17 protein-coding genes are annotated in these 17,456 nt (G+C 60.3%); 16 read left to right on the forward strand and 1 reads right to left on the reverse strand.

Annotated features, from left to right (window positions below; all coding sequences use genetic code 11):
- Window positions 1-7 precede the first annotated feature (7 nt).
- The 15 genes from PRI8871_RS15980 to PRI8871_RS16050 all read left to right on the forward strand — a co-directional run bounded on the left by PRI8871_RS15980 (window position 8) and on the right by PRI8871_RS16050 (window position 16,194).
- On the forward strand, window positions 8-3,748 hold the full coding sequence (locus PRI8871_RS15980; protein ID WP_093994257.1) for a nitrate reductase subunit alpha: 3,741 nt from the start codon (window positions 8-10) through the stop codon (window positions 3,746-3,748).
- Window positions 3,745-5,268 carry a nitrate reductase subunit beta gene (gene narH, locus PRI8871_RS15985; protein WP_093994234.1) on the forward strand — a complete coding sequence of 508 codons (1,524 nt, stop codon included), beginning with the start codon at window positions 3,745-3,747 and terminating at the stop codon, window positions 5,266-5,268. Before PRI8871_RS15980 ends, narH begins: the two co-directional genes overlap by 4 nt.
- A 1-nt stretch (window position 5,269) precedes the next feature.
- Window positions 5,270-5,974: a nitrate reductase molybdenum cofactor assembly chaperone gene (narJ, locus tag PRI8871_RS15990; protein WP_072779869.1), complete on the forward strand. Its 705-nt coding sequence runs from the start codon at window positions 5,270-5,272 to the stop codon at window positions 5,972-5,974.
- Between the two features lie 12 nt (window positions 5,975-5,986).
- The gene (gene narI, locus PRI8871_RS15995; RefSeq protein ID WP_072779868.1) at window positions 5,987-6,736 is read left to right on the forward strand and encodes a respiratory nitrate reductase subunit gamma; all 750 of its coding nucleotides are present in this window, start codon (window positions 5,987-5,989) and stop codon (window positions 6,734-6,736) included.
- Between the two features lie 5 nt (window positions 6,737-6,741).
- Complete coding sequence (locus PRI8871_RS16000; protein WP_072779867.1) at window positions 6,742-7,539, forward strand: peptidylprolyl isomerase; 798 nt, start codon at window positions 6,742-6,744, stop codon at window positions 7,537-7,539.
- 100 nt (window positions 7,540-7,639) lie between these two features.
- The gene (locus PRI8871_RS16005) at window positions 7,640-8,128 is read left to right on the forward strand and encodes a hemerythrin domain-containing protein (RefSeq protein WP_181389496.1); all 489 of its coding nucleotides are present in this window, start codon (window positions 7,640-7,642) and stop codon (window positions 8,126-8,128) included.
- Window positions 8,118-8,735, forward strand: a complete 618-nt coding sequence (locus PRI8871_RS16010) for a carbonic anhydrase (RefSeq protein ID WP_108887230.1) — start codon at window positions 8,118-8,120, stop codon at window positions 8,733-8,735. Before PRI8871_RS16005 ends, PRI8871_RS16010 begins: the two co-directional genes overlap by 11 nt.
- Window positions 8,732-10,009 carry a molybdopterin molybdotransferase MoeA gene (locus PRI8871_RS16015; RefSeq protein WP_093994230.1) on the forward strand — a complete coding sequence of 426 codons (1,278 nt, stop codon included), beginning with the start codon at window positions 8,732-8,734 and terminating at the stop codon, window positions 10,007-10,009. The genes PRI8871_RS16010 and PRI8871_RS16015 overlap by 4 nt, the downstream gene beginning before the upstream one ends.
- A 16-nt stretch (window positions 10,010-10,025) precedes the next feature.
- Window positions 10,026-10,544 carry a DUF2478 domain-containing protein gene (locus tag PRI8871_RS16020; RefSeq protein WP_093994229.1) on the forward strand — a complete coding sequence of 173 codons (519 nt, stop codon included), beginning with the start codon at window positions 10,026-10,028 and terminating at the stop codon, window positions 10,542-10,544.
- A gap of 169 nt (window positions 10,545-10,713) precedes the next feature.
- A complete protein-coding gene (gene hemN / locus PRI8871_RS16025) occupies window positions 10,714-12,063 on the forward strand; it encodes an oxygen-independent coproporphyrinogen III oxidase (protein ID WP_093994228.1) in 1,350 nt (449 codons plus the stop codon).
- A 99-nt stretch (window positions 12,064-12,162) separates the two neighbouring features.
- Window positions 12,163-12,777, forward strand: coding sequence for a TetR/AcrR family transcriptional regulator (locus PRI8871_RS16030; protein ID WP_072779861.1), 615 nt, complete (start codon window positions 12,163-12,165; stop codon window positions 12,775-12,777).
- Window positions 12,774-13,937, forward strand: a complete 1,164-nt coding sequence (locus tag PRI8871_RS16035; protein ID WP_072779860.1) for an efflux RND transporter periplasmic adaptor subunit — start codon at window positions 12,774-12,776, stop codon at window positions 13,935-13,937. Before PRI8871_RS16030 ends, PRI8871_RS16035 begins: the two co-directional genes overlap by 4 nt.
- Window positions 13,934-15,070 (forward strand): ABC transporter permease, encoded by a 1,137-nt coding sequence (locus PRI8871_RS16040; protein ID WP_093994227.1) that lies wholly within the window; start codon window positions 13,934-13,936, stop codon window positions 15,068-15,070. The genes PRI8871_RS16035 and PRI8871_RS16040 overlap by 4 nt, the downstream gene beginning before the upstream one ends.
- A 3-nt stretch (window positions 15,071-15,073) precedes the next feature.
- Complete coding sequence (locus tag PRI8871_RS16045) at window positions 15,074-15,784, forward strand: ABC transporter ATP-binding protein (protein ID WP_093994226.1); 711 nt, start codon at window positions 15,074-15,076, stop codon at window positions 15,782-15,784.
- Complete coding sequence (locus tag PRI8871_RS16050) at window positions 15,781-16,194, forward strand: hypothetical protein (RefSeq protein ID WP_245897892.1); 414 nt, start codon at window positions 15,781-15,783, stop codon at window positions 16,192-16,194. Before PRI8871_RS16045 ends, PRI8871_RS16050 begins: the two co-directional genes overlap by 4 nt.
- Window positions 16,195-16,225: 31 nt before the next feature.
- Here PRI8871_RS16050 and tnpA read toward each other — a convergent pair whose 3' ends face one another.
- Entirely contained in the window at window positions 16,226-16,624 is a 399-nt protein-coding gene (gene tnpA / locus PRI8871_RS16055; protein ID WP_108887231.1) for an IS200/IS605 family transposase, read from the reverse strand.
- Window positions 16,625-16,979: 355 nt separating this feature from the next.
- Between tnpA and PRI8871_RS16060 the strand changes: the two genes are divergently transcribed.
- Entirely contained in the window at window positions 16,980-17,210 is a 231-nt protein-coding gene (locus PRI8871_RS16060) for a DUF1858 domain-containing protein (RefSeq protein ID WP_093994224.1), read from the forward strand.
- The last annotated feature ends 246 nt before the right edge of the window (window positions 17,211-17,456 follow it).

Genomic DNA, 17,456 nt, shown 5'->3' on the forward strand with positions numbered 1-17,456 from the left:
ACGCCAGATGAGCCACCTGCTCGACAGATTGAACTTCCTCCAGTCCAGGGACCTTGAACAGTTTTCCGATGGCTTTGGCAAAGTCACCCGCGAGAACCGCGACTGGGAAGACACATACCGCAACCGCTGGCGTCACGATAAGGTCGTGCGCTCCACACATGGGGTAAACTGCACCGGGTCGTGCAGCTGGAAGATCTACGTGAAATCCGGCATCGTCACCTGGGAGACGCAACAGACCGACTATCCGCGCACGCGGGCCGACCTCCCCAACCATGAACCGCGCGGCTGTGCCCGAGGCGCAAGCTACAGCTGGTATCTCTACAGCGCGAACCGGGTGAAGAACCCGCTGGTCCGCGGACGGCTGATGAAGGTCTGGCGCAAGATGCGCGAAACCATGAGCCCGATTGAGGCCTGGACCAAGCTGCAGGCCGATCCGATCCTGCGGGCCTCCTACGTGGAGACCCGCGGCAAGGGCGGGTTCGTGCGCGCCACATGGGACGAAGCGACCGAGATCACGGCGGCTGCCAATGCCTACACCGCCAAGACCTATGGCCCCGACCGCGTGTTTGGCTTCTCCCCGATCCCCGCGATGTCAATGGTCAGCTACGCCGCCGGCTCGCGCTACCTGAGCCTGATGGGCGGCGTCTGCATGTCCTTCTACGATTGGTATTGCGACCTGCCGCCGGCCTCTCCGATGACATGGGGCGAGCAGACGGACGTGCCGGAAAGTGCCGACTGGTACAATGCGGGCTACCTGCTGCTCTGGGGCTCGAACGTGCCGCAGACGCGGACACCGGACGCGCATTTCTACACCGAGGCGCGCTACAAGGGCACCAAGTCCGCCGTGATCTGCCCCGACTATTCCGAGGCCGCCAAGTTCGGCGATGTCTGGCTGAATGCCAAGCAGGGCACCGATGCAGCCTTGGCCATGGCCTTTGGGCACGTGATCCTGCGCGAGTTCCACCTCGACCGCCAGGCCGCGTATTTCGAGGACTATACCCGCAAGTACTCCGACTTCCCGATGCTGGTGAAACTGGACGAACGTGACGGGAAGCTCGTCCCGGGCCGCTTCCTGCGGGCCGACGATCTGGACGGCAAGCTCGGAGAAGAGAACAACCCCGAATGGAAGACCGTCGCCTATGACGAGCAATCCAAAGGGCTTGTCGCCCCCAATGGGTCGGTCGGCTATCGCTGGGGCGAAGACGGGGAGTGGAACCTCGAAGAAAAGGCACATGAGGCGGACACCAGCCTGAAGATGTCCTTCGTTCTGGACGAAGACCATGACGATGTGGTCGGCGTCGATTTCCCCTACTTTGGCGGGGAGGCGTACGGTCAGTTTGCGACCGACGCCGATCACCCCAGCGTGCTGACCCGCAACATCCCCGTCAAGAAGATCAAGACGGCGGATGGCGAGATTTCCGTGGCCACGGTTTTCGATCTGTTCTGCGCCAACTACGGTCTGGATCGTGGACTGGGCGGGGACTGGGTCACCTCGGACTATGCCGATGACATGCCCGGCACCCCTGCCTGGGCGGAAAAGATCACCGGGGTTCCGGCCGACAAGATCATCCATGTCGCTCGGGAATTCGCGGACAACGCCGAGAAGACACAAGGCAAGTCGATGATCATCATCGGGGCCGCGATGAACCACTGGTTCCACATGGACATGAACTATCGCGGTGTCATCAACATGCTGGTGATGTGCGGCTGCGTCGGCCAGTCCGGTGGTGGTTGGGCGCATTACGTGGGGCAGGAAAAACTGCGCCCGCAGACTGGCTGGCAACCTCTGGCCTTTGCGCTCGACTGGAACCGTCCGCCACGCCACATGAACTCGACCAGCGCGTGGTATGCCCATACCGACCAGTGGCGCTACGAGACGCTTGAGGCCTCGGAGATATTGTCACCGACCGCCCCCGAGGGGGATTGGGACATCAGCCTGATCGATTACAACATCCGTGCGGAACGCATGGGCTGGTTGCCCTCGGCACCACAGCTCAAGACAAACCCGCTGGAGGTCGCAAAGGCCGCGAAGGAAGCGGGCAAGGAAATCCCGGCTTATGTGGCCGAGAACCTCAAGTCGGGCGATCTGGAAATGTCCTGCGAGGACCCGGACAACCCCGCCAACTGGCCACGCAACCTGTTTGTCTGGCGCTCCAACCTGCTGGGCTCCTCCGGCAAGGGCCATGAATACTTCCTCAAGCACCTGCTCGGCACCGACCACGGCGTTATGGGCAAGGACCTGGGCGAAGACGGTCGCCAATTGCCCAAGGAAGCCAAGTGGCATGAAGACGCGCCGCGCGGCAAGCTGGACCTGCTGGTGACCATCGACTTCCGGATGAGCACCACGGCGGTCTACTCCGACATCGTTCTGCCGACGGCCAGTTGGTACGAAAAGGACGACATGAACACGTCGGACATGCACCCCTTCATCCACCCGCTGCAGGCGGCCGTGGACCCTGCCTATGAAAGCAAATCCGACTGGGAGATCTTCAAGGCCATCGCCAAGAAGTTCCAGGAGATCGTGCCGGGCTATCTGGGCAAAGAGACCGACATCGTCGCTCTCCCGATCCTGCATGACACCCCTGCCGAGATTGCACAGGACCAGGTGAAGGACTGGAAGAAAGGCGAATGCGACCTGATCCCTGGCAAGACGGCGCCGGCTTACGTGGCGGTCGAACGCGACTACACCGCGATCTATGATCGTTTCACGGCGCTTGGACCCGCGCTCGACAAGCTGGGCAACGGCGGCAAGGGGATCACCTGGAACACGGAGGAGGAAATCGACAACCTAGCGGCATTGAACGGCCTGCAGTTGGACGGAGCCGCGGCCGGACGGCCGAAGATCGACAGTGCGATCGATGCCTGCGAGGTCATCCTGATGCTGGCCCCAGAAACCAATGGCAACGTGGCCGTGAAAGCCTGGGAAGCGCTAGGCAAGGCGACAGGTCGCGAACACGCGCATCTGGCCGAAGGTGAGCATCACCAGAAGATCCGCTTTCACGACATCGCCGCACAGCCGCGCAAGATCATCTCGAGCCCGACATGGTCAGGGATCGAGAGCGAGAAGGTCAGCTACAACGCAGGCTATACCAACGTTCATGAACTGATCCCCTGGCGGACACTGACAGGACGGCAACAGCTCTACCAGGATCACCTGTGGATGTTGGCCTTCGGCGAAGGGCTCATGTCCTATCGACCTCCGATCGACCTCAAGACGATCACCAAGGAGGTGCAGGACGAAGGTGACACCCTTGTGCTGAACTTCATCACACCCCACCAGAAATGGGGCATCCACTCCACCTATACCGACAACCTGTTGATGCTGACGCTGAACAGGGGCGGGCCGGTGGTCTGGATCTCCGAAGTGGACGCCAAATCCGCCGGTATCGTCGATAACGACTGGATCGAGGTCTACAACACCAACGGCGCGTTGACCGCTCGAGCGGTTGTGTCCCAACGGATCAAGGAAGGCACGACCTTCATGTATCACGCTCAAGAAAAGATCGTGAACACACCGGGGTCCGAGAAGACCGGACACCGGGGAGGGATCCACAATTCGGTCACCCGCACGGTCCTGAAACCCACCCATATGATCGGCGGCTACGCCCAGCAATCCTACGGCTTCAACTACTACGGCACCGTAGGCTCGAACCGGGACGAGCTCGTGGTCATCCGCAAAATGAAGAAAGTTGACTGGCTCGACCGCGAAAAGAGCTGGAAAGCGCCTGCACAGGAGGCAGCAGAATGAGAATCCGCGCACAAATCGGCATGGTGCTGAACCTCGACAAATGTATCGGGTGCCACACCTGCTCTGTCACCTGCAAGAACGTCTGGACGAGCCGGGATGGCGTTGAATACGCCTGGTTCAACAACGTGGAAACGAAACCGGGCACCGGCTATCCGACGGACTGGGAAAACCAGAAGCGCTGGAAAGGCGGCTGGGAACGGACCAAGGCAGGCAAACTGCAGCCTAAGCAGGGCAGCAAGTGGCGCATCCTGTCCAACATTTTCGCCAACCCATCCATGCCGGAAATCGACGACTATTATGAGCCGTTCGACTTCGACTACGATCATCTGAAATCCGCCCCCGAGATGGAGGCGTTTCCGACGGCACGTCCCCGCTCCAAGATCACCGGCGAGCGTATCGAGAAGATTGAGAAGGGTCCGAACTGGGAAGAAATCCTGGGCGGCGAATTCTCCAAACGGTCCGAGGACTATAACTTCGAAGGCATCCAGAAGGAGATTTACGGGGAATACGAGAACACCTTCATGATGTATCTCCCCCGCTTGTGCGAACACTGCCTTAACCCGGCCTGCGCGTCCTCGTGTCCATCGGGTGCGATCTACAAGCGCGAGGAGGACGGCATCGTCCTGATTGACCAGGAGAAGTGCCGGGGCTGGCGGATGTGCGTCTCGGGCTGTCCCTACAAGAAGATCTACTACAACTGGGAATCCGGGAAATCCGAAAAATGCACCCTGTGCTATCCGCGGATCGAAAGCGGCAATCCGACTGTCTGCTCGGAAACCTGCGTTGGGCGCATCCGCTACCTCGGCGTCATGCTCTATGATGCCGACAAGATCGAAGATGCGGCCAACATGGAGAACGAACAGGATCTCTATGATGCGCAGCTTGGTGTCTTCCTCGACCCCAGAGACCCGGTGGTTATTGAGACGGCCCGTGCCGACGGCATTCCCGAGGATTGGATCAAGGCCGCGCAGGAAAGCCCGATCTGGAAGATGGCAATGGAGTGGAAGGTCGCCTTCCCGCTGCATCCCGAATACCGGACGCTGCCAATGGTGTGGTACATCCCGCCACTCAGTCCGATCCAGAACGCGGCGGAAGCCGGGGCGATCGGGACCGATGGTGGCATGCCCGACGTCAAGAACCTGCGCATTCCGGTGAAATACCTCGCCAACATGCTGACGGCCGGAGACGAAGAGCCGGTGGTGCACGCGCTGGAGCGTATGCTGGCCATGCGGTCCTACATGCGGACCAAGACCATCGAGGGTGTGATCGACGAGGCCATTGCGGCCCGCGTCGGCCTGAGCGGTCGCGTAATCGAGGACATGTATAAAATCATGGCCCTTGCAGATTACGAAGACCGGTTCGTCATCCCGACCACGCACCGCGAGCAGGTCGAAGAAGCCTATGACCTGCGTGGCGGCTGCGGCTTTACCGACACCAATGGATGCGGCGGCGGATCAACCAAGGGTTCCCTCTTCGGTGGTTCCAAAAGGCCCCTCAAGATGCCCACGGAGGCGATGTAATATGGACCGGACTTTGAAAGCACTCTCGCTCATTCTGAGCTACCCGACACGCGAGCTGCAGCATGCCATGCCCGAGATCGGCGCCGTTCTGGCCTCGGACACGCGTTTGACAGCAGCAGCCCGTCGGGCGTTGCGCCCGCTGGTGGAGGAGCTTGGCGGGCGCGACATCTATGACCTCGAAGAACAGTTCGTGCTGCTCTTCGACCGATCGCGGACCCTGTCGCTCAACCTCTTCGAGCATGTCCACGGCGAAAGCCGGGACCGGGGCGGGGCGATGGTGTCTCTGATCGAGACCTATCGCGCGGGCGGTTTCGAGCCGAATACATCGGAACTGCCTGATCACCTGCCGGTCCTGCTGGAATTCCTGTCGACGCGTCCCTTCTCGGAAGCACAGGACATTCTCGCGGATGCAGCCCATATCTTTGAGGCGTTGAACGCACGACTTGGCCGGCGGGAAAGCAACTACGGTGCTGTGTTTGCCAGCCTCTTGCAGCTGGCAGGCGCAAAGGCCGACCAGGGCGCAGTGGCCGAGATGCTGGCGCAGCCCGATGACGATCCTTCCGATCTGGAGGCCCTCGACGAGGTTTGGGAAGAAAGCGAAGTGCTTTTCGGCCCAGACCCGAATGCGGGGTGCCCGCAAGTTCGTGACATGCTTTCGCGCATGGACACACCCGTCAATCCCGCACCGCACCACGCGGCCGAATAGGGAGAAAGCACCATGTTTGCCAATTTCGATATCGATTTCATCATCTTCGGCATAATGCCCTATGCCGCGTTGACCATCCTCGTGGTCGGCTCGATCGCCCGCTACGATCGGGATCAATTCACGTGGAAGAGCTCATCGAGCCAGCTTTTGCGTCGCAAGCAACTGATCTGGGGGTCGATCCTGTTTCACGTCGGCATCATCACCGTCTTCTTCGGGCATCTGGTCGGGCTCTTTACCCCGGTCTGGGTGCTGGACGCGATTGGCGTGCCGTACTGGGTCAAGCAATGGATGGCCGTGCTCATTGGCGGCCCTGCGGGCATCGCTGCATTGATCGGTGCGACAATGCTATTGCATCGCCGCTTGGGCGACAGCCGTATCCGGATGACATCCAGCTGGGCTGACATCATTATCATGGTATTGATCTGGTGGCAGCTGGTGATCGGCCTTCTGACCATCACGCAGACCCTGCAACACATGGATGGCGCAGAGATGGTGCGTTTCATGACCTGGTCGCAGAGCATCGTGTCATGGAACCTGAACGCCTGGGCCATGGTGGTTGACGTGCACTGGCTCTACAAACTGCACATCTTCCTCGGGCTCATCATCACGGCACTGTTTCCGTTCACCCGGCTGGTGCACATGGTGTCCGGTTTTGCCGCGCCGTTCCGGTACCTGTTGCGCCCCGGATACCAATTGGTGCGCTCGCGGCGGCAGAAACCACTGCCCAAGCGCGCTGCGCCCAAAGCAACGCCGGCGGAGTAGGGATCATGAATGCAGCAATGTTTCCCGATCTGATCGTGAACGGCGAGCATGTGCCGCACACGCTCGTCGCCGCAGAAACGCAGAACCAGGACGCCCCAAAGGGCAAGCCCGGAATTGCCTGGCGGAAAGCGGCCAACGCAGTTGCGATCCGAACGCTGCTTCTGCAGGAAGCCCGATCACGCGGCATTGCCGCTGACCCGCAGGAGGTGGGGCCGGGCCGTTTCGAGACCGACGAGGAGGCCCGGATACGGGGCCTCCTCGAAGAGGCCATCGATGTCGGAGCCCCCGATGACGCTGCAATCGAGGCCGAGTGGAGCAAGGATCCCTCGCGCTTTCGGTCCCCGCCACTTTGGGAGGTGTCACATATTCTCATTGCCTGTGATCCAAGAGACGCGGAAGCCCGAGACCGTGCGTTGAACCGCGCCAAAAAACTGTTGGACATCGCGTCAAACGATCCGAAAGCATTTGCCGCCCTGGCCGCCCGCGAAAGTGACTGTGGGTCGAAATCCTCGGGCGGAGCTTTAGGCCAATTGGGTCCGGGAGATACAGTTCCGGAATTCGAGGCCGCACTGCGCACTCTGGCTGAGGGGGAGGTCACATCCGAACCGGTCCTGACACGGCACGGGTACCACATCATTCGCATGGACGCTCTGGCCTTGGGACAAGTTCTCCCCTTGGCTGCGGTGCGTGCCAGGATTGCGGAGGCGCTCGAAAAGGCCGCATGGGCGCGCGAAGCGCGGCGGTTCGTCGACCAGTTGGTCCAATCCGCAGATATCGAAGGGGCGGATTTGAAGCAGGTCTGAACGGGAGGAAGGACCGATGGTGCGAGATCGAGACAGACGTCTGAACACGGCACGCAGCGCAACACATCGCCTTGGGACGCTAGAGAATCCATTGGATTTCATGGCCGAAGACCACCTGCGTGAGCGGGAAGTCTGCACCCTGATCGATAGCATGGTGGAGGGAGAACCGGTCGATCACGAAGACATCGCAATGATGCGCACATTCCTGATCGACGATTTGCCAAAGCATCTTGCGGACGAGGAGAGTGACCTCTTTCCCTTGATGCTGGAACGATGCGATCCGGACGAGGAAATTGACAAGATGATCACGCGTCTGCAAGCCGATCACCGCCATGCGATTGGCGATTCCCCGGCTATTGCCGCGTTGATCGTGGCCCAAGCGGATCGCAAAAAGCCGTTGTCCGAAACGGACTGCGCCAAGATGTCGGACTTCGCCACGCATGCGCGGCGCCATCTGATCCTCGAGAATGCCATCCTCCTTCCGCTAGCCCGCGCGCGGCTGACCAAAGCAGATCTCGAAAAGATGCGCGCGCATATGTTGGAGCGCCGTGGACAGGCAACCGAACAAGGAGCGGAACATGCTGGCTGATCTTCTGGAGCGGAATGCCCGGTGGTCTGACACGATCAATGCCGAGGAGCCGGGTTACTTCCCGAGGCTGGCACAACAGCAATCGCCCGAGTTCTTCTGGATCGGCTGCTCTGACAGCAGAGTGCCTGCCAATGTCGTCGCCGGGCTGGATCCCGGCGAAGTGTTTGTCCATCGCAATGTGGCCAATGTGATCCACTCGAGCGACATGAACATGCTTTCGGCGCTTGAGTTTGCCGTCGATGCGTTGCGTGTTCGCGAGATCATTGTCTGTGGCCATTATGGCTGCGGCGGCGTGAAGGCCGCCACGGAGGACCTACCGCATGGCCTGGCCGACCATTGGTTGGAGCCGATCCGCCGCCTGGCCCGCGCCTACGCCGTGGACCTCGCGCGGGAGGATTGCGCGGAAGCAAAGCAAGACAGGCTGGCCGAATTCAACGTCATCGAAGGGGTTCGGCGTGTTGCGGAAACGCCGATCATGCAGAGAGCTTGGCGCGCAAAAGCCAACATCCGCATTCACGGGCTCATCTATGGCCTGAAGGACGGGCGGTTGCGCGATCTCGACAGCACTGTGGGCCCGGGGCATTTCCAACAGGAGGCTGCAAAATGACTGTTCTCACGAGGATCGAAGAGCAGGGGTGCGGATGCGGCACTGCTGATCATCCGGGGGATTTGATATCAATCGATGAAGCGGTTGCGCAGATTTTGCGGAACGCGGGACACGTTCGGGAGTCCGAAGAGGTGGCGCTTGCCGGGGCGCGTGGCCGAACTCTGGCCGAACCTATTGCTGCAATCGCGGCCGCACCCCCGTTTGACAATGCCGCGATGGACGGGTTTGCGCTGAACACGGCCTGCCTGGTCGGGCCGGGACCGTGGCGGCTTCCCGTTGTCACCCGCATTCCGGCAGGGCAGCGCGGCTCGGAACCGCTGCCGATGGGCGCGGCAGCACAGATCTTCACAGGCGCTCTGATGCCCGATGGTGCGGATGCGGTCGTGATGCAGGAAAACGTCCGACGCACAGAAAACACCATTATCGTTTCGCATGAGATTCTGGCAGGCGCGCATGTCCGGCGCAAGGGCGAGGACATGGCGGCGGGCGACATGGTTGTCCCTGCGGGCCGCACCCTGACGGGGCGTGATATCGCAGCCTGCGCGGCAGCAGGGCGGGCAACCGTTTGCGTGCGCCGTCGGCTTCGGGTTGCGCTTGTTGTCACCGGTGATGAAGTGAATTCCCCCGGCCGGACATTGAGCTCTGGCGGCATCTGGGATGTGAATACGCCGATGCTAAGCGCTCTGATCCCTGCTCCGGAGATCGAATTGGTCGATGTCCTGGGGTTTCGGGACAATCGCGCAGCTCTGCGGCAGCAGCTCAGCGCGCTTGCCGACGAGGTCGACCTGATCGTCACCACCGGCGGGATATCGGTGGGTGAGGAAGATCATGTCAAACCCGCCTTGAGTGATCTTGGTCTGGATATGGTGTTCAGCGGCGTTGCGATAAAACCCGGCAAGCCGGTCTCGTACGGTCGTTTGGGACAGGCGCATTGGCTGGGGCTGCCAGGCAATCCGCTCTCCGCATTCGTCACCTGGCAGCTTTTCGGAACGGTGCTTTGCCAGTCCCTTGCCGGGAACAGCGCGTCATCGCCCGACCGCCGTCATGTGGTGCTGTCACAGGAGTTGCGCCACAGCTACGGGCGATGCGAAGTGCGGCTCGCGGAAATCTCAGGTTTCGACAGCACAGGCCGTGAGATCGTCCGCTTTGACAAGACCACCCATTCCGGCCGCGTGGCGCGGCTTCCCGCAGCAGATGGCGTCATTTTGATTCCGTCGGAAGTTGAAGTTCTGCCGGAAGGTGCGCTGGTCGAGTTCCAGCCCTTCCGTGATTGATAAAGGAAGAAAGACCATGAAGATTGCTTATACGATGGGCCCTGGGCGCGGTGATACCGATCAGTTGCTTTTCACTTTGGCGCAACACCTCGCGTCTGACGGGTATCGAACATGCGGCACGGTTCAGATCAACACGGATTGTGGCGCGCATCCGTGCGACATGGATGTCAAGGTGCTCCCGGATGGGCCTGTGTTGCGAATTTCCCAGAACCTCGGGGCCGGGGCGAGGGGATGCCGACTGGACCCTGCCACTCTCGAAACGGCTGTTGGACTGGTCGAGACAGGGCTTGAGGCCACCCCGGAGCTGCTGATCGTGAACAAGTTCGGAAAGCACGAGGCCGATGGTCGGGGGTTCCGTTCGGTGATCGCAGAGGCCATTGCGCGCGATATGCCCGTTCTTGTTGGGGTCAACGCATTAAACTTGGAGGCCTTTCAAGACTTCGTGGGCCCTGAAGCAACAGAGCTCGAGCCTTCCCTGGAGGACTTGGTCCGTTGGCTACAAACTGTGTTGAACAAGGAACGGGATGTGGCCTGAGACCTTTCACGCCGCATCTGTGATCTCGGTCAAGGACGGATCAAGGGTTGTCGGTGAGAATGATCAGAACATGAGCTGATTGAAATGGCTTTTGGAAGACAGGCAACAATCGCGCGACATTTTTTCCCGGAATCAAGTCGGGGCATGATCGGAGCAGATCGGAACATCAATGACGGACACGCTGAAAACCTACATGAGCCGCAATGTACCGCGCTACACGAGTTATCCGACTGCCCCGCACTTCTCCAAGGCGGTAAGGCCAGCGGATTACGCCAACTGGCTCTCCTCGCTCTCTCCAAAGGAACCCGTATCTCTCTATTTGCACGTTCCCTATTGCCGCGAGCTTTGCTGGTATTGCGGGTGCAACATGAAGTTGGCCCGAAAAGATGCGCCTGTCGCGCAATACGCGCAGACGCTCAACCAGGAAATCCGTCTTCTGGCCAAACAATTGCCGGACCGCATGTCGATTTCTCATTTGCATTGGGGTGGGGGGACACCGACGGCGCTGGTGCCGGATGATCTGGAGCGCGCGATGCAGAGCGTCCGGGACAATTTCGACATCACCGCTGACGCCGAACTTGCCATCGAGAGCGATCCGCGCACGCTCACGGATGAAATGATCCGGCGGATCGGACAGTTGGGCTTCACCCGCGCCAGTTTCGGCGTGCAGGAATTCGATCCGAAGGTTCAGAAAGCCATTAATCGCGTCCAGCCACCCGAAATGGTGCGCCATTCGGTCGAAGAGTTGCGCCTGGCAGGGGTGGCGGGCATCAACTTCGATTTGATCTACGGCCTGCCGCACCAGACTGTCGCCACGCTGCTGGAAACGATCCGCCTCTGCATCGACATGCGCCCGGACCGGATTGCGCTCTTCGGCTATGCACATGTGCCTTGGATGGCCAAGAAACAGCGACTGATCGATGAAACCGCGCTGCCGGGGAGCGCAGAACGGCTTCGACAATCACAATCGGCCGCCAGCGCGCTGGTCGAGGCGGGGTACGTCGCCATCGGACTGGATCACTTCGCACTTCCAAACGATTCCATGGCGAAAGCCGCCAAGGCAGGCACCCTGCGGCGCAATTTCCAAGGCTATACCACGGATCGTGCCGAAACCATGCTCGGGGTTGGATCGACATCCATCGGTCGCACCCCTTCGGGATATGTGCAGAACCTGTCGGAAACCGGGGCTTGGGCACGGTCCATCGACGCCGGTGTTTTGCCGGTCGCCAAGGGCGTCGCCCTGAGCCAGGATGATACTTTGCGGGGCCATGTGATCGACCGGCTGATGTGTACCGGCGAAGTTGATCTTGATGCGGCGGCCCTGCGGGCCGGTGTCTCGCAGAATTGGTATCACATCCATGAGCAGGAGTTGGCCACGCTCGAAGCGGACGGACTGATTGCGCGCCGTGCTGGCCGGATCTCTATGACCAAGGAAGGCGCGCCGGTTGTGCGAGTGGTTGCAGCAGTCTTTGATGCCTATCTTGCGACCAATATCGCGCGGCATGCAGTGGCGGTCTGATGAACGTCAGGTCCTCCGGGCGGGGGGCCGCAGAACGGCACTTGAAGAACGAAAGGAGAGATATTAGTTAGTAATAGATAACTAACTAGGACAACGGAAATGCCGCGCAAATCCGCCGATGATCGCAAGGCAGAGATCGTTGCAACCGCCCTGAGGTTGGCTGATGAGCTTGGGCCGGACCGGCTTACGACCCAGGCAGTCGCGGATGCCGTTGGGCTGACCCAACCCGCGATCTTCCGACATTTCCCGACGAAACAGGCCCTTTGGCAGGCGGTGGCAGAGGTCATCACTGAAAGGATGACAAACGCATGGCAGGGAGCACTGGCGAAAGAGCGTGAGCCGGATCGACAGCTGGTCGCGCTCGTTCTCGTTCAATTTCGCCAGATAGAAGCCAATCCCGCGATCCCCGCGATCCTGCATTCACACGAATTGCAAACCGAAAACAGCGATCTGCGGCAGAGTTTCCGCGTACTGATGACGCGGTTTCAGGGACTGCTGCAGGCAGAGCTCACCCGCGCCCGTGATACGGGGCGCGTTCGCTCCGATCTTGTCCCGGAAGATGCCGCGGTCCTGTTGATTTCGCTGATTCAGGGGATGGCGCTGCGTTGGTCACTCGGCGACCGCTCGTTCCCGCTTGCGACAGAGGGCGAGCGACTTCTCGACGCGCAGATGCGCCTGTTTCGGGGCGCCCCAGACGGGGAGCCAAGCTCATGAAACGCAGAACACGCCGAAGCCTCGTTGCCATTGCCGTCATCGCATTGATCGTCATGGCCGGTTGGTTCTTTCTGACCGAACGCCCCATCGCGGTGCAGGTGGTCACCATCGATCGGGATGTTCCGGTCCGGATCTACGGACTTGGCACGGTGGAGGCGCGCATCGTTTCCCGGATCGGGTTCGAGGTTGGCGCCGCCTTGACCGGTCTGGAGGTCGATAATGGCGATGCCGTTGCGCGGGGTCAGATACTGGCGCGACTGCACGCCGCCGAACAGGAGGCCCGGGTGGCACGTGCCGCCGCATCCGCCGAAGCGGCGGACGCGACACTTGGACGAACCCGCGCGAACGTCGTGCGTGCACGTGCCGTTCTTGCACAGCGTGAGGCGACCAATACCCGTCAACAAGCCTTGGCCGTCCGCAACACGATCTCTGCGCAAAGAGCGGAGGAAGCGCAGCGCGACGTGGACGTCGCGGCCGCGGAGCTTGCCGTGGCCGAAAGCGATATCGCGGTCGCGCTGGCACAACGTGCCGATGCCGAAGCTGCATTGCGCTACGAGCAAGCGCTCCTCGATCATCATGTTCTGAGGGCACCCTTCGACGCGATTGTCGTTGATCGACATGTCGAGGCGGGCACGGTCGTGCGTGCGGGCGAGCCGATTTTCACGCTGATGGACCCCACAACCGTTTGGACACTGGCTTATGTCGACGAAGCGCGTGCCGGTGCCATTGCCTTGGGCCAGTCGGCAGAAGTTCGGCTGCGGTCGCTGCCACACGAGGTCTTTAGCGGCACGGTGGCGCGGATCGGTATCGAGAGTGATCGCGTCAACGAGGAGCGGCGCGTCTGGATCGCCTGCGACCGCTGTCCGCCGCAAGTCTATCTGGGAGAACAGGCCGAAGTCAGGATCACCGTCGCTCTTCTGACCGAAGCCTTCCTTGTGCCCGAGATTGCCGTCAGCGGTTTCGATGGGCACCAGGGCCGCGTCTGGGTGGTGCGGGACGAGAAACTGACCGAGGTTTCTGCGGTGTTCGGCCACCGCACGGAAGACGCACGGCTGGAGATCGTGAGCGGACTGGCCGAGGGTGACCAGGTGGTCTCGGCTCCCGCGAAAGGCCTGTCCGAAGGGCGGATGGCGCGTGTCTTGGGGGGAGGGGCATCATGAACCTCGCCTACCGCGATGTGCGTCACAACCTGTTTCGATTTGTGCTGACCTGTCTTGGCCTCAGTCTGCTGATGGCGGTCGTGCTGGCGATGATCGGGATCTACAATGGTCTGGTCGCCGACGCATTAAATATCGTGAAGGCACCGCAAGCCGATCTTTGGGTGGTGGAATCGGGCACGCAAGGCCCATTTGCGGAGGCCTCAAAGATCCCCGGCAGCACGCGTGATGCCGTCGCCCGGCTGCATGGCGTGGCAGAAGCGGGCAGCATCACCTACCAGACCGTCGAGGCGCGCCATGCGGGCGACACACTGCGCCTGTATGTCATCGGCTATGAGCCAGGGCGCCCCGGCGGGCCGCAGGCAATTGCCGAGGGGCGCGGTATCACGCAGACCCATTTCGAACTAGTGGCCGACCGGCAGACCGGGCTTGTGGTCGGCGACCGCATCCGCCTCGGCCGCAACAGCTTTGCTGTCGTTGGCCTCGTCGAGGATACGATGAATTCGGGCGGCGACCCTGCCGCGTTCATCACACTCGTCGATGCGCAAACCCTGCAATCGCAACTTGCCCCGCCAGCCCAGCGAGTCCAGACCGCGCGGGGTGCCGGCCTGCTGGAAAGCGCCGACACCGTTGCGGCGGTCATCGCCCGGCTCGAACCCGCGGCCGATCCGCAGGGTGTCGCCACCACTGTTCGTCAGTGGAAGCACCTCGGCGCGCTGACGCAGGCAGAGCAGGAGGCGATCCTGATCGGGTCGGTCGTGGACCGCGCCAAGCGGCAGATCGGCCTGTTCCTCGGTATTCTGCTGACGGTCTCGGCCGTGGTGATCGCGCTGATCATCTACACGATGACGATGGAAAAACTCAAACAGATTGCCACCTTGAAGCTGATCGGCGCGCCCGATCGCACCATCGTCAGCCTGATCGTGCAACAATCGCTAGCCCTGGGTATGGTTGGCTGGAGTTTCGGCCTGATCCTGATCCTGCTGGTCAAGGACTACTTCCCCCGCCGCGTCGTGCTGGAGCCGGTGAATGCGGCGGCACTCGGCGGGATTATCATCGTGGTTTGTATCGTCGCCAGCGGGCTTGGTGTCCGCGCAGCGCTGAAGGTCGATCCGGCAACAGCGATCGGAGGCTGAACAATGGATGACGCGCGCCAGCCCCTGATCGAGATCGCCGGCGTCTCCAAGCATTTTGGCGAGGGCGAGGCGCGCGTCGATGCGCTGCGCGACATTGGCCTGACCGTACGCCGTGGCGAGGTGGTCGCCCTGCTGGGCCCATCGGGTTCGGGCAAGACCACACTGCTCAACGTCATCGGCTGCATTATCGCGCCGACCGTAGGCCGGGTGACGCTGGACGGCGAACTGGTCTATGACAACCGCGCCCTGCGCGGCGATCTGCGCCGCCTGCGGCTCGACAAGATCGGCTTCATCTTTCAGTTCCATAACCTGCTTCCGTTTCTCAACGCCTGTGACAATGTCGCCTTGGTGTTGACGCTGGCGGGTCGATCGTCTGCGGAGGCTCAAGAGCGGGCTGTGGAGTTGCTCGATTATCTTGAAGTAGGCCATCGCAAGGACGCCATGCCGGCACTCCTGTCCGGAGGTGAAGCGCAACGCGTGGCCATCGCGCGCGCGCTCGCGAACAGTCCGCGCATCATCCTTGCGGACGAGCCTACGGCGGCGCTGGACAGCAAACGCGCGGGGATCGTGATGGATCTTCTGCGCAAACTGGCTGCCGAACAGGATGCCTGCATTGTCGCCGTCACCCATGACGAAAAGATCTACGACCGCTTCGACCGGTTGTTTCACCTGCGCGATGGGGTTCTGGAAGATCAAGAGGAGGAAGTGTCGTGAAGAACCTTTCAAACAGAATTTGGCCAATGAAAACTGCTGCAGGCGTCGCCATTGTCTTTGGAGTTCTGACCATACTGTCCGGTGGCAGAGTGCTTTTCGGTGGTGAAGCTGCGCAGGCAGCAGCTGGCAACGCGGTTTACTTCGTATTGTGGTTCAATTTTCTATCGGGGTTTGTCTATGTTCTGGCTGGTGTTGGGATAGCGATGTTGCGTCGCTGGGCGGTTTGGATCGCTATCACAATAGCTGTCTCGATCGCGGCTGTGTTCGCACTTTTTGGTCTGCACATCTATGGGGGTGGAGCCTTCGAGATGCGCACGGTGGGCGCGATGACCTTGCGCCTCATCGTTTGGGTGGCCATTGCCATCATCGCAGGCAGGACCATTCTTGCTAAACAACACATCGCAGAGTGAGTGAACGACACACCGGCTGACGCCGGTGGCATCATTTTGCGGAATGTAATTCCAGGTGCTGCATGATGATGTCGTCTGTCACATTTCCCGAGGTGGTCGAGAAGTATCCGCGGGCCCAGAACCGTCTGCCCCAGTAACGCTTGCGCAAGTCGGGAAACTCCATCTGGATGCGACGCGATGACCGGCCCTTGATCCGCTGCATCACGTCCGAGAGCGACAGCTTGGGCGGGATTGACAGGAACATGTGGACATGGTCCCGCGCGAGCACCCCGCGTACGATATGGACGCCCAGTTCCTCGCAGGTCTGGCGGATGATCTCGCGGATCCGTTCCCGCATAGCGCCCTGAAGAACCTTGTAGCGGTATTTCGTGACCCAGACGACGTGGAACCTGTGGTAAAATCGCGTGTGCGCGGATGACGAATAGCGCATGATGTTCTCTCCTGAATTTTGAAGCCTTACGGGCAAGCCGGGCTTCAAAATTCAGGAGAGAACATCAGAACAAGATACGCTGAAGCGGACCGGCTGAAAGCCGGTGGTTTATCTCCAATAGGTGGAAAATTAAGTTCATTCGCTTCAACGCTTGGAGCCCGGTGTTAGGTGAACTGGCTCCATGCATGTTGCTGCAAAAGCGCAATCGATCTTGAGAATGCTAAAGCTACGGCGGGAACACCCGCATCTTCCGAGCTAAGGTTTGAAATATGCTTGTGACAGCGAGTTTGTGCTAGCGCAAAGACGCTGCGACCGACTCCGTTAGGATGAAAGTTTAGGCACTCGTGAGGCTGATATGCAAAGGCCCAAATGTGACGACCTGAATGATCTCTCGCTATGCGCGCTGATGACGCAATGGCCGCAAACAATTCCAGTTTTCATTAAGTATAAAATGTTGTGCGTCGGTTGCATGGTGAGTTCTTTTCACACGGTCGAAGACGCCAGCAAAGAACATGGCGTTGACGATGCACTTTTTAAGGCTGACCTTCGCAAATGTATGGGGTGTCAGAAAACGCCAGAAATCTAACCACGTCACCGAGGCCTCGAACTGCTTGGAATAATCGTGGCAAGACTTTGAAACATGACGAGTCAGGTAAATGCAGACTAAGGCTCTGCTTCAATGAGGCGCAAGGTAAATGGCGATGCAAGAATTTCGCAAAAAGGAAAGATCTTGGGCGTGACAAAAACTAGCATTCTGATCTTTGCACTTGTAGCTAGTGCTGGGCCATTGCTTGCCGACACGGTTTGTCGGTTGGAGCTTCAGGAACGAGCT

It is taken from the genome of Pseudoprimorskyibacter insulae, from assembly GCF_900302505.1.
Lineage (GTDB): Bacteria > Pseudomonadota > Alphaproteobacteria > Rhodobacterales > Rhodobacteraceae > Pseudoprimorskyibacter > Pseudoprimorskyibacter insulae.